12 protein-coding genes and 2 tRNA genes are annotated in these 14,903 nt (G+C 61.5%); 10 read left to right on the top strand and 4 right to left on the bottom strand.

Going from position 1 to position 14,903, the window contains the following annotated elements; translation table 11 throughout:
* The 3 genes from AC1DXN_RS25200 to AC1DXN_RS25190 form a co-directional block, all read right to left on the bottom strand.
* Positions 1-383, bottom strand: a 383-nt coding sequence (locus tag AC1DXN_RS25200; protein ID WP_477421706.1) for a caspase family protein, incomplete at its 3' end; no start/stop codon positions are given.
* 56 nt (positions 384-439) lie between these two features.
* The gene (locus tag AC1DXN_RS25195) at positions 440-586 is read right to left on the bottom strand and encodes a hypothetical protein (protein ID WP_477421702.1); all 147 of its coding nucleotides are present in this window, start codon (positions 584-586) and stop codon (positions 440-442) included.
* A 636-nt stretch (positions 587-1,222) separates the two neighbouring features.
* Positions 1,223-1,297, bottom strand: a tRNA-Asn gene (locus AC1DXN_RS25190).
* A 221-nt stretch (positions 1,298-1,518) separates the two neighbouring features.
* Here AC1DXN_RS25190 and AC1DXN_RS25185 point away from each other — a divergent pair.
* Entirely contained in the window at positions 1,519-1,779 is a 261-nt protein-coding gene (locus AC1DXN_RS25185) for a hypothetical protein (protein WP_477247608.1), read from the top strand.
* Between the two features lie 4 nt (positions 1,780-1,783).
* Here the strand turns inward: AC1DXN_RS25185 and AC1DXN_RS25180 are convergent, their stop codons facing one another.
* Positions 1,784-1,990 (bottom strand): hypothetical protein, encoded by a 207-nt coding sequence (locus AC1DXN_RS25180; protein WP_477269978.1) that lies wholly within the window; start codon positions 1,988-1,990, stop codon positions 1,784-1,786.
* A gap of 206 nt (positions 1,991-2,196) precedes the next feature.
* Between AC1DXN_RS25180 and AC1DXN_RS25175 the strand changes: the two genes are divergently transcribed.
* The 9 genes from AC1DXN_RS25175 to AC1DXN_RS25135 all read left to right on the top strand — a co-directional run bounded on the left by AC1DXN_RS25175 (position 2,197) and on the right by AC1DXN_RS25135 (position 14,744).
* Positions 2,197-2,270 (top strand) — tRNA-Cys (locus AC1DXN_RS25175).
* 108 nt (positions 2,271-2,378) lie between these two features.
* Entirely contained in the window at positions 2,379-3,053 is a 675-nt protein-coding gene (locus AC1DXN_RS25170) for a protein-L-isoaspartate O-methyltransferase family protein (RefSeq protein WP_477269976.1), read from the top strand.
* Positions 3,054-3,243: 190 nt separating this feature from the next.
* On the top strand, positions 3,244-4,632 hold the full coding sequence (locus AC1DXN_RS25165; RefSeq protein WP_477247602.1) for a TolC family outer membrane protein: 1,389 nt from the start codon (positions 3,244-3,246) through the stop codon (positions 4,630-4,632).
* Positions 4,633-4,844: 212 nt separating this feature from the next.
* Entirely contained in the window at positions 4,845-5,795 is a 951-nt protein-coding gene (locus tag AC1DXN_RS25160; RefSeq protein ID WP_477269974.1) for a PopZ family protein, read from the top strand.
* 208 nt (positions 5,796-6,003) lie between these two features.
* Positions 6,004-8,787 carry a valine--tRNA ligase gene (locus AC1DXN_RS25155; protein WP_477421700.1) on the top strand — a complete coding sequence of 928 codons (2,784 nt, stop codon included), beginning with the start codon at positions 6,004-6,006 and terminating at the stop codon, positions 8,785-8,787.
* 358 nt (positions 8,788-9,145) lie between these two features.
* Positions 9,146-10,282 (top strand): outer membrane protein transport protein, encoded by a 1,137-nt coding sequence (locus AC1DXN_RS25150; protein WP_477269970.1) that lies wholly within the window; start codon positions 9,146-9,148, stop codon positions 10,280-10,282.
* A gap of 394 nt (positions 10,283-10,676) precedes the next feature.
* Positions 10,677-11,918, top strand: coding sequence for an outer membrane protein transport protein (locus AC1DXN_RS25145; protein ID WP_477269968.1), 1,242 nt, complete (start codon positions 10,677-10,679; stop codon positions 11,916-11,918).
* A gap of 290 nt (positions 11,919-12,208) precedes the next feature.
* Positions 12,209-13,933, top strand: coding sequence for a dihydroxy-acid dehydratase (ilvD, locus tag AC1DXN_RS25140; RefSeq protein WP_477269966.1), 1,725 nt, complete (start codon positions 12,209-12,211; stop codon positions 13,931-13,933).
* Positions 13,920-14,744 (top strand): tetratricopeptide repeat protein, encoded by an 825-nt coding sequence (locus AC1DXN_RS25135; RefSeq protein WP_477247588.1) that lies wholly within the window; start codon positions 13,920-13,922, stop codon positions 14,742-14,744. The genes ilvD and AC1DXN_RS25135 overlap by 14 nt, the downstream gene beginning before the upstream one ends.
* Positions 14,745-14,903 lie beyond the last annotated feature (159 nt).

The following is a 14,903-nucleotide window of genomic DNA, read 5'->3' as shown; positions in this document are numbered from 1 at the left end:
ACCTCGCGTCCCAGCGAGGCGTTGTGCCAGGGCCGCTGCCGTCCTTGCGTGGTCTCGGTCACTTCGCCGCGCACACGCGTCAGCGCGCTCTGGATTTCTACGCCGGGTTCGGTCAGGTGCCTGGCCAGTGCCGTGGAGTAGGGGCTGTCGACGCCGTTGCCGTCGAATGCGATGGCGCCCGGATCCGTTGCATAGGCAATCAGCAGGCCGCCGGTGCCAACCCCGTCGGATTTCGCTTCGACCGGGGCCAGGCCAGCGCCCAACGAGCGCGACTTCGGCAGCGAGGCGGCAAGCGTCCTGGCCAGCGGATTGTCGCGGCAGGCGTCGAGGATGATGATGCCAACCGCCGGTTCAGGCGGCAACGCCGCCATGAAATCGTCGATCTGAATGGTGCGGGTCTTGAGATAGGCCGGCGATGTCAGTTCGGCGTCGACCGGGATCAGGAAGGCAAGGCAACGGCATGGACATATTTGCTGTTGCCGATGACCAGTGCGACGCGCTTGGCGTCGGGCGTGGCAGCCTGGGCGCCAAGCGAGGCGATGACAAACAGGATGAGTCCGCTCAGAAAGACGGCGTACGCTTTCATCGACCAGTCCTCCACCCCATCCGGGGGCGCGCTATTGATGTCTGCTCATGCTAAATTTAATCAGCGACACAAGTCGCTTCTGCCAAAATGGCTCTTGGGCGTATGTGATCTCGACCACGGGATTGGTTCGAGGCGCCCTAAAAACTTCGCCATTCTACCGCGTTCGGGGCAGCAGGGAAACGGGTGGCGCCAAAGGGATTTCGTACGAACGGTTGATGGACGTTTCACGAACGAAACGCCGCCAGTCTACCTCCGACAAGCGCAGGAACCGCGACTCGAAGCCGACTTTCGAAAGCACCTAGGGCGGGCGGCCCAGCGGCTTGGTTGCGAGGGGGACTGGCAGCGGAAGGCCGCTGGGCCTGACCGGCAGCGGCCTTGAGGATGGGCGCGCGTCCGGCTGGCTAATATATATACCTTTGCTAATATAATTGGGGCTTATCAGTCTGAACGAGGGAAGCAGCAAAAGGTGGAGCACGGCAAAGCATAGGCGCCTGCCTGCTATGCACTAGCGCTGAAGCCTTCCACGACCTGCGGCCGCGACGAGGGTTCAAAGGCAAGCGAATGCGCCGGGCGTACCTATACCGTACCTAACGCCAAAGTCGGCATTCCCGCATCACTGTTAAGTCTTTGAAATGTTGGCTCCCCGGGCCGGATTCGAACCAGCGACCAACCGGTTAACAGCCGGTTGCTCTACCACTGAGCTACCGGGGAACAGAGGCTCTCATGTGAGTGGCGCAGCCTATAGCTGCCCTTTTCGGCTTTGCAAAGCAGCATTTCGCATTTTTTCGCGGCTTTTTCGCCCGGCGGTTTCTCGCAATCGTCGACTGCTGCCCTCATATTAGCCGTCTTGGCAGGGGAACGGAACCGAAAAGGCGATTGCCGCCTTACCCGCAGATGACTTTTATTCCTTGGGAAACGGATCAACTTTCGACATGACTGCAGCAGGCGACAACCAGGCACCGGCGCGGAAAATCACGGTGTTCGGCCGTGAGTTCACCATGCCGCGTTCGCGTGGCCTCCGAATCGCGATCGGCGTCGTGCTGGTCTTCTTCGGCATTCTCGGCTTCCTGCCGATCCTCGGCTTCTGGATGATCCCGCTCGGCCTGCTGGTGCTTTCCTACGAGTTCGCCCTGGTGCGCCGCCAGCGGCGCCGGTTCGTCGTATGGTGGGAGCGGCGGCGGCGGCCGAACTGAGCGTTTAGTGGCCCGAGCGCTTTTCCAGGCCCTCGCAGATTTCCTTGAGAACAGCCGCGACTGAAGCCAGGCGCGCGCGATCGTGCGGCGAAAGGCGGCTCGCGCCTTCGATGCTGAGGCGGTCAATGGCGTGACGCGCAAGCTCCTCGCATCGCAGCAGCGCCAATCTGCGCGATGCGGTCGTTTCCCGGTCTGCCACGGCCCGACGCATGGGCGGCTCCCTCCTGTTTACCTAACGCAAGATTGCGGTTTCGAGTTTCTTGGCAACTGCAGGCCACGCTTTGCATGTTTAACAATTGCCTAAAGTGGCGGCCGCGGCCTGGGCGGCGACAATTCGAGACACGGAATGCGCCGTGGCCGCTTGACGGCATTTTCGCCGCAACCTATTGGAACCGGGTGGAACGCCGGGAGCAACGAGGCCTCGTGGCGGAGTGGTTACGCAGAGGACTGCAAATCCTTGCACCCCGGTTCGATTCCGGGCGAGGCCTCCAAATGCCCGAGCTCCCGCGCGTCAGCGCCGGGAGCTTGAAGTTCCGGTCGAAATGAACCGCGGTCTTGGCGCGGCAAGCGCAATGGTTTTTGGGCGGATTGGTTGGAACATGAGCGCTGATTTTTCCGAACGCCGGGTGAAGATGGTCGACGGCCAGGTGCGCACAACCGACGTGACCAACGCGCCACTGCTGGACGCCATGCTTTCGGTGCCGCGCGAGGCCTTTGTCGGCGCCGGCCAACGCGATCTCGCCTATATCGACGAAGACATCCGCATATCCGACGGCGCCGATGGTGGCGGTGCGCGCTACCTGATGGAGGCTTCGCCGCTTGCCAAGCTGCTGCAGCTGGCCGAAATCGACGCCAGCGATTCGGCGCTCGATGTCGGCTGCGGGACCGGTTATTCCACCGCTTTGCTGTCGCGGCTGGCAAGGTCCGTGGTGGGGCTGGAGAGCGACCCGACGCTGGCGGAAGCCGCCAAAGCGACACTTTCGGCGCAGGGCTGCGACAACGCAACCGTGGTCACCGGGCCGCTGCCGCAAGGTTATGCCGCCAAGGCGCCCTACAATGTGATTCTCATTGGCGGCAGCGTCGAGGACGTGCCGGCGGCGCTGCTTGACCAACTCGCAGAAGGTGGCCGTCTGGTCGCCGTAGAGGGGCAGGGCAATGCGGGCGTGGCCCGGCTGTTTTTCAAAAACGGGGGGGTTGTAACCGGAAGACGGGCATTTAATGCGGCAATTAAGCCACTACCTGGATTTGAACGTGTTCGCGCGTTCGAATTCTGAGTGATTTTGCCTTGCAGCAAAAGCGCTGTCATGTTCGCTTGCATTTGAACCATCGTTGCTGATTTGCATCACCGGGTACTCCGGGGGGCTATCGGCGGGGGAACGATAGATGATAAATGCGCGGCGCCGGCTGATCGTAAGAGAGGCTGGCGTGGCGCAGTTCCCATGCAAAACGAATGAGGGAAATAACGTGCCGTCCTTTCGAAAGAGCCTTTTTACCGCCTTTCTTCTTTCCGCGACCGTGCTTTCGCCGTTGGCTGCTTCCGCGGAAACCATCACCGGCGCGCTTTCAAAGGCCTACCAGTACAATTCGCAGCTGAACTCCGCCCGCGCCGGCGTGCGTGTCACCGACGAAGGCGTGGCCATCGCCAAGTCGGGCTGGCGCCCGACCATCAATGGGTCTGCGTCAATCGACTACTCGAGCAGCCACGTGAACGGCACGAACTCGAGCGCGCGGTTGACCACCGGCAATTTTGGCGTCCAGATCAATCAGACGCTGTTCGACGGGTTTCAGACCAGGAACAACGTCGCCGCCGCCGAAGCACGGGTCAGCGCCTCGGTCGAGAGCCTGCGCAACACTGAAGAGAACATCCTGTTCAACGCGGCAAGCGCCTACATGGACGTGATTCGTGACCGGCAGGTGGCTGTGCTGACCGAACAGAACCTGCAGTTCCTGACCGAGCAGGCGCGCGCGGCGCGCTCGCGCTTCGAGGTCGGCGAAGGCACGCGCACCGACGTCGCCCAGGCCGACGCCTCGCGTTCGGCCGCGGTGGCGCAGTTGAGCGCCGCCCGTGCCCAGGCACTGGCAAGTGCGGCGACCTACCACCAGATCGTCGGCGATGAGCCGGGCAAGCTCAAAGGCGCTTCGCCACTGGCGAAGCTTCTGCCGCGGAGTCTCGATGCGGCGATCTCGATCGCGGCGGCCGAGCATCCGGCCATCCTCTCCACCCAGCATCTTGTCGACGCGGCGGCGTTTTCGGTGAAGTCGCAGGAAGGCGCACTACTGCCGCAGCTTTCCGCCTCCGCCGGCGTTTCCAGCGCCTATCGCAACACCGTACCCGGCGCCCTGAGCACGCAGGACGGCACGACCAATTCGGCAAGCATCGGGGCGACGCTTACCATACCGATCTATTCGGGCGGCCGCACCGAGGCATTGGTTCGCCAGTCGAAGGAATCGCTTGGCCAGGCCCGGATCGAAGTCGATGTCAGCCGCGACCAGGTGCGTCAGGCCGTGACTTCGGCATGGACGCAATACACCGCCGCGCAAGAGAGCGTCGCGGCCAACCGGCAGGTCATCGCTGCCGCGCAGCTGGCTCTGAACGGCGTGATCGAAGAGCGCAATGTCGGCCAGCGCACCACGCTCGACGTGTTGAACGCCCAGAACGATGTCATCAGCGCCAAGATCAACCTTGCGACGTCCGAGCGCGATGTGGTGGTGGCGAGCTATGCCATCCTTTCGGCCATGGGCCGACTGTCGGTCGATCGTCTCGCTTTGCAGGTGACGAAATACAAGCCTGAAGAGCACTACAAGGCGGTCAAGGACAAGTGGACCGGCCTGCGTACGCCGGACGGTCGCTGATCCCAAGCCTGTTCAAATCCTGCCCCGGATTCAAGGTGTTAGAGCGCTGTGCGTCGTGAAGACGCCGGCGCTCTAATCTGTTGAAATCCAACATCTCCCCAGATTGGGGATTCTCCGATGACGATCAGTCGGTTACGCTGTCGCCATGATTCGTGTCCGGCTTTTGCCGGACAGGAAATCTGCAACGGGTCACAAGGGCGGCGGATGTGACGATGGCGACGGCAAGCAGCGCACAGCGCGAACCTTCCATGGAAGAGATATTGGCTTCCATCAGGCGGATCATCGAAGACAGCGACTCCGGCCGCAAGCAGCCGGGTGAAGCAGAGGAATTGCGCCAGGATCTCGAGCCGGCGCCGTCGGCCGGGCCGGCATCGGATGTGGATACATTCCGCAGCGAGCTGCATGCCGAAACCGCTACCAGGAAGCCGGTTACGCTGGCGGAGGTGCAGGCGCAACTGGGCGAGCCGGTGATCGCGCGCATGGAAACACCGGTGCGCTTCGACCTTGCCCCGGCGAAGGCGCCGGAGATGCTTGCCCCCAACACTCCTGCTGCTGCTACCGTTGCCCCAACGACCCTGGCCGAGGTGAGCGCCAGGATCGCCGCCGAGTCCGCCCCGGCAGCAAGCGCCGACGAGCCCGCGACAGCACGGGTTGCGGAGACGAGTGACAGCATCGTCACCGATTGGCGGCGTGAGATCGCCGCCGTGGGCGAGCAAAAAACCGTGACCGTGGCCAGGCAGGACAAGGTGGAGACGCCGATGCCCGATGTCGAACCGGAGGTCGAGTTCTTTGCGGAAGACCTGGCAGCCGAGCCCGCTTTCGAGCCGGCGTCTTCGCGCGGTGAGTCGACGCCTGCACGCGGCGAGCCGACGCTTCCGCGCGGTGAGCCGACGCATACGCGCGGCGAGTTGGCGCGCCAGGCCGCTGGCGATACACCCTCCGCCCGTGCGGCAATCCTTTCGGAACGTGCCGGCCGGCAGGTTGCCGCGGCCTTCGGCGAGCTTTCCGATGCGTTTGCCAGCCGCAGCAAGAAAACCTTCGACGAGATGGCCGAAGAGATGCTGAGGCCGATGCTGCAGGACTGGCTGGACAACAATCTGCCGACGCTGGTCGAACGGCTGGTGCGCGAGGAAATCGAGCGCGTGGCGCGCGGCGCGCAGTAGGGATCGCAGCCTATCCCGGATCAAAGCGCCGCACTCGAGCGGCGCTTTTTCGTTGCGGATCAGCTTATGACCGAGGTCGCAAAAGCGATCAGGTTGCCGTCGGGATCGCCGACGATGAAGGTGCGGGCACGCACCTGTGGTTGACTTGGCCAAAACCTTCCGATTTACACCGGACCCAACAAACTCCCGACAGTGCGGACCGTTTCCCATGCTCGAAAAAACCTACGACGCCAAAACCGTCGAGCCCAAGATCGCCAAAATCTGGGAAGAGGCCGACGCCTTTCGTGCCGGTGCCGGCGCCGAGGAGGGGGCTGAAGCCTTCACCATCGTCATCCCGCCGCCCAACGTCACCGGCTCGCTGCATATGGGGCACGCGCTCAACAACACGCTGCAGGACATATTGGTGCGCTTCGAGCGCATGCGCGGCAAGAACGTACTGTGGCAGCCGGGCATGGACCATGCCGGCATCGCCACGCAGATGGTGGTCGAACGCCAGCTGATGGAAAAGCAGATCCATCGCCGCGACCTGACGCGTGAAGAGTTCATCGACAAGGTGTGGGAGTGGAAGGCCGAATCCGGCGGCGCCATCTTCAACCAGCTGAAGCGGCTCGGCGCCTCGGCCGACTGGGCGCGCGAACGTTTCACCATGGACGAGGGCCTGTCCAAGGCGGTGCTCGAAGTGTTCGTGACGCTCTACAAGGAAGGGCTGATCTACAAGGACAAGCGCCTTGTGAACTGGGACCCGAAGCTGTTGACGGCGATCTCCGATCTCGAAGTCGAGCAGCAGGAGGTCAACGGCAATCTCTGGCACTTCCGCTATCCGATCGAGGGCGAGGTCTTCGACCCGGAAAACCCGAAGACGTTCATCACCGTGGCGACGACGCGGCCCGAGACGATGCTGGGCGATACGGCAGTCGCCGTGCACCCGGATGACGAGCGCTTCCGGCGTCTGGTCGGCAAGAACATTGTGCTGCCGATCGTTAGCCGCAAGATCCCAGTGGTGGCGGATGAGTATTCCGATCCGGAAAAAGGCTCAGGCGCGGTCAAGATCACGCCGGCGCACGACTTCAACGACTTCGAGGTCGGCAAGCGCCACAAGCTGCCGGCGATCAACATTCTGACCATCGAAGCGACGGTGACGCTCAGGGACAATGAAGATTTTCTCGCCGGCCTCGAGGTGACGGCGGAGCGCCAGGCGATATGGGACGAGCTCAACGGGCTCGACCGTTTCGTCGCGCGCAAGAAGGTCGTCGAGCTGATGGAAGCCGGCGGCTTCCTGGAAAAGGTCGAGCCGCATCGGCATGCTGTGCCGCATGGCGATCGTGGCGGCGTGCCGATCGAGCCGTTCCTGACCGAGCAATGGTATGCCAACGCGGCGGAACTGGCCAAGCCGGCGATCGCCTCGGTGCGCGAGGGGCGTACCAACTTCGTGCCGAAGAATTGGGAAAAGACCTATTTCGACTGGATGGAGAACATCCAGCCCTGGTGCRTCTCGCGCCAGCTGTGGTGGGGYCAYCAGATCCCGGCCTGGTAYGGCCCCGACGGGCGCGTCTTTGTCGAGAAGACCGAGGAAGAGGCGCTGGGCGCCGCGGTCGAATACTATCTGGCCCTGGAAGGGCCGTGGAAAGCCTGGGTCGAGGACAAGCTTGAGAATTTCAAGCCGGGCGAGATCCTGACCCGCGATGAGGACGTGCTCGACACCTGGTTTTCTTCGGCGCTGTGGCCGTTCTCGACGCTGGGCTGGCCCGACCAGACGCCGGAACTGAAGACCTATTACCAGACCGACGTGCTGGTGACTGGCTTCGACATCATCTTCTTCTGGGTYGCCCGCATGATGATGAYGGGCCTGCATTTCATGGATGAGGAGCCGTTCCACACCGTCTATGTCCATGCGCTGGTGCGCGACAAGAACGGGCAGAAGATGTCGAAGTCGAAAGGCAACGTCATCGATCCGCTCGATCTGATCGACGAATACGGTGCCGATGCGCTGCGCTTCACGCTGACGGTGATGGCGGCGCAAGGGCGTGACGTGAAGCTCGATCCGGCGCGCATCGCCGGCTATCGCAACTTTGGCACCAAGCTGTGGAATGCGACGCGCTTTGCCGAGATGAACGAAGTCGCGCGCAACGACGATTTCTGGCTGAACGATGCCAAGCTGGCGGTTAACCGCTGGATCCTGACCGAGCTGACGCGGGCCGCGCGCGAGATCACCGACGGCGTCACCTCATACCGCTTCAACGAGGCGGCGGGTGCTGCCTACCGCTTCGTCTGGAACCTGTTTTGCGACTGGTACCTGGAACTGTTGAAGCCGGTGTTCATGGGCACGGACGAGGCCGCTAAGGCCGAGAGCCGGGCCTGCGTCGCCTTCGTGCTCGACGAGATTTACAAGCTCTTGCATCCGATGATGCCGTTCATGACCGAGGAACTTTGGGCGCAGACCGCCGGCGAGGGCAAGGAGCGCCCGTCGCTGCTGTGCCACGCCAGGTGGCCATCGCCTGATTTCGAGGATGCGGAAGCGGCCTCCGACATTAACTGGTTGGTCGACCTTGTCACCGGCATCCGCTCGGTGCGCTCGGAAATGAATGTGCCGCCAGCGGCGATCGCGCCGCTGATGGTGATCGGCGCCAACAAGGTGACGCAAGAGCGGCTCGAACGCCAGGCATCGGCGATCAAGCGGCTGGCGCGGGTCGGTGACATTTCGCTGGTCGACGCGGCACCCAAGGGCTCGGCCCAGATCGTGCTCAACGAGGCGACCATTTGCCTGCCGCTCGGCAGTCTGATCGACGTCAGTGCCGAGGCAGCGCGGCTGCAGAAGGAACTGGCCAAGGTGACCGAGGAAATCGCACGCCTGCACAAGAAGCTGTCCAACGAGAAGTTCGTCGCCAGCGCGCCGGCCGAGATCGTGGACGCCGAGCGCGAGAAACTCGCCGAATACAGCGACGCTCAGGAGAAGCTTTCGGTGGCGCTGACCCGGGTGCGTGAGGCCGGTTGAGCGGTCAAGATTCGCGCGTCTTGCGCGCCGCTTCGGAACAGTCCTTTTGCCGCAAAAACAGGCATTCCGTTGCGTAAATGTTGACGTAAACGGAAGTTTTAGCCCCATTGTTGCCATAATGTAACAATGGGGCTCAATACCTGCAAAACGCCGTGTTTTTGGGCTGTTTTGGGTAAGTTTCGCTGATCTTATCTGTCGATTTGTGCTCAAAAGCCGGTTTTTCGGCCTTGTGGCGAGCGACGGCACTTTGTCGAAAATGCGTTCGGATAAACTGTACGTGTACGCCTCTTGAATTCGTTGTTGCGCCATTAACCCGAATTGGTTCTAGCTTGATCCACGTGAATTCGGGAGGACAATCATGAACAATTTGCGACTGAAAGCGCTGCTGGGGGCGGGGTGCTTTTCGCTGGCTTTGATCGGGACGGCGCATGCTGGCGGCTTCTCGCGCGGCACTGCCGATACCGACATTATTTTTGAAGACGGCAATTTCAATATGCGCACAAGCGTGACGTATGTTTCGCCGACCAGAAAATACTCCGTGAATACGCTCAACCCGTATTTGGTCGGCGTAAACTATGCGGACAGCTACGTTATTCCTTCCGCCGCGGTTAAGTTCAAGATATCAGAAAATCTGTCCTGCGCTGGCACTCTCACGCAATCGTACGGCGGAGCTGCCACATGGCCCCTTTCAAGCGGTACGCTCGGCAAATTGAATGAAGACTTCACCATGTATGAATATGGTGCGACCTGCGGGGTGAAATTCGATCTCAGCAAGGGGCGTATCTGGGTTCTTGGCGGTGTATACAATGAGACCACCGACTATGGCCTCATTGCAGGCGCCCCCATCGGCACCAGTGTACCTGTGCTTGATGTCAAATTGCATGACAGCAATATTGGCTGGCGTGCCGGCATAGCCTATGAGATCCCAGAGATAGCGCTCCGTGCGCAGTTGATGTACCGCTCTGGCGTCGATATCGATGCGACCGGCACGGCTTCTCGTTTGGGGGTCAATCTTCCCAACGGAGCAACTGGACAAGCTAACTTTCCGCAGTCGGTGGAATTCAAAGCACAGTCTGGTGTTGCTGAAGGGTGGCTGGCCTATGGCAGCGTGAAATGGACTGATTGGTCTGTTACAAAGCAGCTTATTCTCAATATTCCTGACTTGGCACTCGTCAGCGGTAACCAGTATTTCTGGCGCGACGGCTGGACTGTCACAGGCGGTATTGGCCACAAGTTCAACGATCAAGTGTCCGGAACGGTTTTCGCGTCATGGGACCGTGGTGTTGGCACGGGCTGGGATTTGACGGGCGCCAGCTATACGCTCGGCACCGGGCTTTCGATGAAGGACAAGATGGGCGGCGAGCTTCGTATCGGCGCTGCAGCGATCTATCTCGCTTCGGTGTCGGAAACCCAATATGCACCGGCGTTCCTCAACCGCACTGTAGAGGGTGGCTGGGGCTACGCCTTGTCCGCGGGCTACGCCGTCAAGTGGTAAGCTCTTCCACAGGCTGAACAAAAGGCCGGGCATTGCCCGGCTTTTTTCTTGTCTGGCGTTCCAATTGCCTTCGGGGGTGGCGGTCCGAGAAAGAGGCACCCGCTCCGTTGATCTTGACGTAAACGGAAGTTTTTGCCCCATTGTTGCCATAATGTAACAATGACGCCGATTGTCTTTGAAAGGCATCATTTTTGAGCTTTTTCAGGCAGGTTTTGCCAATTTCTGCCGATGGATTCCGCTCAGGCGGGCGTCTTTTGGCCCGAGAGCGTCGACCGACACTTCTGTCGAAAATGCACGGCCAACGTGTACATGTACGCTCCCGCAAATTCGTTGTTGCGCCATTTCGTCGAATTGGTTCTAGCTTGGTGCATTGGTATTTCGGGGGAAAGAATCCATGCGCAATTTGCGACTGAAGGCACTGCTGGGGCCGGGGTGCTTTTCGTTGGCTTTGATAGGAACAGCGATGAACGCGGCGCACGCTGGCGGCATCGAGCGGGGCGGCTACGACATCGACCTGCTGTTCGATCCGGCTCCGTTCGCCACAGACGCCGAGGCGACCTATGTGATGCCGCAGCGCAAACTCAAGAACGCGGTAGACCCCAGCGGAACCCTGACGGGTATGAGCACGGCCCACGACAGCGAGAGCTACTGGGTGCCGCGCATCGGTTTCAAGGCGCAGGTCGTTCCGGGCGTCGACTGCATGGTCGACTATTCGCAGCCCTGGGGTGCGCACACCGCGCCTGGTATTTGGAACGGCTCATTTTCCAATATCGAAACAGACATCAAGAGCAACAACTACGCGGCGACCTGCTCCTACAAGATGGATGCGGGCAAGGGGCAGGTTCGTTTTATTGGCGGCGTATTCTACCAGGAAGTCTATGGCTTCAAGGAAAGCTATGTGGATCCACTCTTTGGAACCGCGATCGGCCGTGTCGATCTGAATGGCAATGGCTGGGGCTGGCGTGCCGGACTCGCGTACGAAATTCCCGAGATCGCCTTGCGAGCAAGCCTTGTTTACAATTCGCAAGTCAAGCTCGACAACATTTCGGGCAGCCTCGACCTGTCAAGTATTGGTATGGGTAGCATTCCAGTCTACGGCGCCGCCTCAATGCCCGATTCCGTCGAATTGAAGCTGCAGTCGGGTATTGCGCCCGATTGGCTTGCTTTCGGCTCGATAAAATGGGTGAACTGGAGCATTTTGCAGAGTATTCCGATCTGCACTGAGGCGTCCAAAGGTCTTGCCCAGTGTACGTCAGTTTCGCCCGGGCTGCTTTCCGGCACTCCGGTCAGGGCGACTTCGCTCGACTTGATGTATCGTGATGGTTGGACGGTCACCACCGGCATTGGCCACAAGTTCAACGACCAGTGGAGTGGTGCTGCCCAGATTTCCTGGGATCGCGGTACCTCGCACGGCTATGGTTCGCAGAGCGATACCTGGACGCTGGGTGGCGGCGTTGCCTACACGCCGACCCCGAATGTGGAAATTCGCCTGGCCGGCGCGATCGGCGTCCTGACCAGCGGCCATTCGGGCACGTTGACCGACGAGAACGGCTATGTGGCCGGCACCGATGTCAGCTACGACTTCGGCAACGATATGGTCACGGCGATTTCGGGTGGTATCAAGATCAAGTTCTAAGCCTCTGAAAATGCGATCAAAAGGCCGGGCATTGCCCGGCCTTTTTCTTTTGCAGTGGCAGCGTCGTGCCAAGCCGCCAGGCGCCTGCTTTGCAAATCCCCAGTACAACCGTCGCCTCTTACGATTGTGATGTTTTGGCAACAGTTTCTGAACAACCCTCGCGCCGCAAAGTGACTCAGGGGAATTGCCTATTTCCCGCCATAAACCCGGCGCACCTCAAACCTGTCTCGGGACACGCGCCACAAGGCTCGGCGATGAGGCAGGCCGCACCGCCCGCGGCAAGGAAGAGTATGGACGCCAGAGTCGTTTCCAAGACCAAGCTGCCCAGCCGCCATGTGACCGTTGGTCCGGCGCGTGCGCCGCACCGCTCCTATCTCTATGCGATGGGGCTGTCGGCGGCCGAGATCGCGCAGCCCCTGGTTGGCGTCGCCAGCTGCTGGAACGAAGCGGCACCTTGCAACATTTCGCTGATGCGGCAGGCGCAAGTGGTCAAGAAGGGCGTGGCCGCCGCCAACGGCACGCCGCGCGAATTCTGCACCATCACCGTTACCGACGGCATCGCCATGGGCCATCAGGGCATGAAGTCGTCGCTGGTGTCGCGCGATGTCATCGCCGATTCCGTCGAGCTCACCATGCGCGGCCATTGCTACGATGCGCTGGTCGGCCTCGCCGGTTGCGACAAGTCGCTGCCCGGCATGATGATGGCCATGGTCCGGCTCAACGTGCCGTCGATCTTCATTTATGGCGGTTCGATCCTGCCCGGCAGCTATCGCGGCCGGCAGATCACCGTGCAGGACGTGTTCGAGGCCGTCGGCCAGCATTCTGTCGGCACGATCAGCGACGCTGAACTGCTCGAGATCGAACAGGTCGCCTGTCCGTCGGCCGGCTCTTGCGGCGCCCAGTTCACCGCCAACACCATGGCCACCGTCGCCGAGGCGATCGGCTTGGCGCTGCCCTATTCCTGCGGCGCGCCGGCGCCTTACGAGATGCGCGACCGTTTCAATTTCGCCTCGGGCGAGAAGATCATGGAACTGATCGCCAAGAACATCCGGCCGCGCGACATCGTCACGCTGAAGGCGTTGGAGAATGCCGCGACCGTGGTTTCGGCGACCGGCGGCTCGACCAATGCGGCGCTGCACCTGCCGGCCATCGCGCACGAGGCCGGGATAAAGTTCGACCTCTTCGACGTTGCCGCGATTTTCGAGAAGACGCCTTACATCGCCGATTTGAAGCCGGGCGGCAAATATGTCGCCAAGGACATGTTCGAGGCCGGCGGCATTCCGCTGTTGATGAAAACCTTGCTCGATCACGGCTATCTTCATGGCGATTGCCTGACGGTGACCGGCCGCACTTTGGCCGAAAATATGGAACACGTTGCCTGGAATGAGCATCAGGATGTGGTCCGTCCCGCCAACCGACCTATCACCCAAACCGGCGGTGTTGTGGGCTTGAAGGGAAACCTTGCCCCCGAAGGCGCGATCGTGAAGATCGCCGGCATGTCGGAGCTGAAATTCTCAGGCCCGGCGCGCTGCTTCGATTCGGAAGAGGAATGTTTTGAAGCGGTTACGCACCGCAACTACAGGGAAGGCGAGGTTCTCGTCATTCGCTACGAAGGTCCGCGTGGCGGCCCGGGCATGCGGGAAATGCTGTCGACGACGGCGGCTCTCTACGGCCAGGGCATGGGCGGCAAGGTGGCCCTCATCACCGACGGTCGCTTTTCCGGTGCGACGCGCGGTTTCTGCATCGGCCATGTCGGGCCGGAGGCAGCTGTTGGCGGCCCGATCGGGCTGCTGAAGGACGGCGACGTGATCTCGATCGATGCGGTGAACGGCACGATCGAGGTGGCTCTGTCCGACACCGAACTGGCGGCGAGGGCGAAGGAATGGAAGGCGCGCACGACAGACTATCAGTCGGGCGCGATATGGAAATATGCACAGACGGTAGGGCCTGCCCGCGATGGCGCGGTCACCCATCCGGGTGGTGCGAAAGAAACACATTGTTATGCGGATATCTGAGGTGTTGAGGTCGTCTGTCTTTTCGGCACTGGTCGCGGTTGCGACCTTGGGCGCCGTGGGCCAGGCCATGGCCTTCGACGACAAGGTGTTCGACGACAAGACTGGCGTGAAGCCGCAGTCCAGCCCGTGGGCGGTGTTCCAGTTCGGCTTCTCCGCCTACAAGAGCGGTCACAAGGAACAGGCGGCCGAAGCCTACAAATATGCCGCCGAGAACGGCCAGATCGGCGCCACCTGGAAGCTCGCGCGCATGTATGCCGAGGGCGACGGCGTCGCGCGCGACGATTATGAGGCCTTCAAGTTCTTCTCCGAAATAGTCGACCAGGACGTCGAACCCGGCTCGCCGGAGGAAAGCTATGTTTCCGACGCGCTGGTGGCGCTGGGCGACTATCTGAGGACGGGCATTCCCGGCAGCCCGGTCGAGGAAAACGAGGTCGCGGCGCAGGAATATTACATGCGCGCCGCCGCCAACTACCGCAACCCGAATGCCCAGTTCGAAATGGGCCAGATGTTCCTGAAGGGCGAGGGCGGCGTCAAGGCGAGCGTCAAGCAGGCCGGGCGCTGGTTCCAGCTCGCCGCCGAAAAGGGCCATGCCGGCGCGCAGGCGACGCTCGGCAATCTGCTGTTCCAGAGCGGCAAGATCGTTCGCGGACTGGCGATGATGACCGCGGCGCTCGAACGCGCCTCGCCGGCCGACCAGCCGTGGATCCGCGGCATGCAGGAAGAGGCGTTTGCCGCTGCCGGCGAAGCCGACCGCCGCACCGCGATTTCGCTGGCCGACGACATCCTCACCAAGGGCGGCGGCGACCAGTAGGCCGAACTGCCGATCTCCCCCCTCGTGGGGGAGATGCCCGGCAGGGCAGAGGGGGGCGCTGTCCCTCCGGGCCTGTCAGTCGATTGCACATTGCTGCTGGCGTAAAAGTCTCGGCGCTCCGCAGCTTGGGCCAAAGGTAGCGATCCTCTACGCTCCCTC

Source organism: Mesorhizobium sp. P2_H9 (assembly GCF_056403215.1).
The sequence above is the reverse complement of the archived record's forward strand: the minus strand, read 5'-3'. Positions and strand labels throughout refer to the sequence as shown.

Excerpts from the sequence above, each read along its gene's own strand:
- AC1DXN_RS25195 (WP_477421702.1), bottom strand. The coding sequence starts at position 586 with ATGAAAGCGTACGCCGTCTTTCTGAGCGGACTCATCCTGTTTGTCATC.
- AC1DXN_RS25185 (WP_477247608.1), top strand. The coding sequence starts at position 1,519 with ATGACTGCAGCAGGCGACAACCAGGCACCGGCGCGGAAAATCACGGTG.
- AC1DXN_RS25180 (WP_477269978.1), bottom strand. The coding sequence starts at position 1,990 with ATGCGTCGGGCCGTGGCAGACCGGGAAACGACCGCATCGCGCAGATTG.
- AC1DXN_RS25170 (WP_477269976.1), top strand. The coding sequence starts at position 2,379 with ATGAGCGCTGATTTTTCCGAACGCCGGGTGAAGATGGTCGACGGCCAG.
- AC1DXN_RS25160 (WP_477269974.1), top strand. The coding sequence starts at position 4,845 with ATGGCGACGGCAAGCAGCGCACAGCGCGAACCTTCCATGGAAGAGATA.
- AC1DXN_RS25150 (WP_477269970.1), top strand. The coding sequence starts at position 9,146 with ATGAACAATTTGCGACTGAAAGCGCTGCTGGGGGCGGGGTGCTTTTCG.
- AC1DXN_RS25145 (WP_477269968.1), top strand. The coding sequence starts at position 10,677 with ATGCGCAATTTGCGACTGAAGGCACTGCTGGGGCCGGGGTGCTTTTCG.
- ilvD (WP_477269966.1), top strand. The coding sequence starts at position 12,209 with ATGGACGCCAGAGTCGTTTCCAAGACCAAGCTGCCCAGCCGCCATGTG.
- AC1DXN_RS25135 (WP_477247588.1), top strand. The coding sequence starts at position 13,920 with ATGCGGATATCTGAGGTGTTGAGGTCGTCTGTCTTTTCGGCACTGGTC.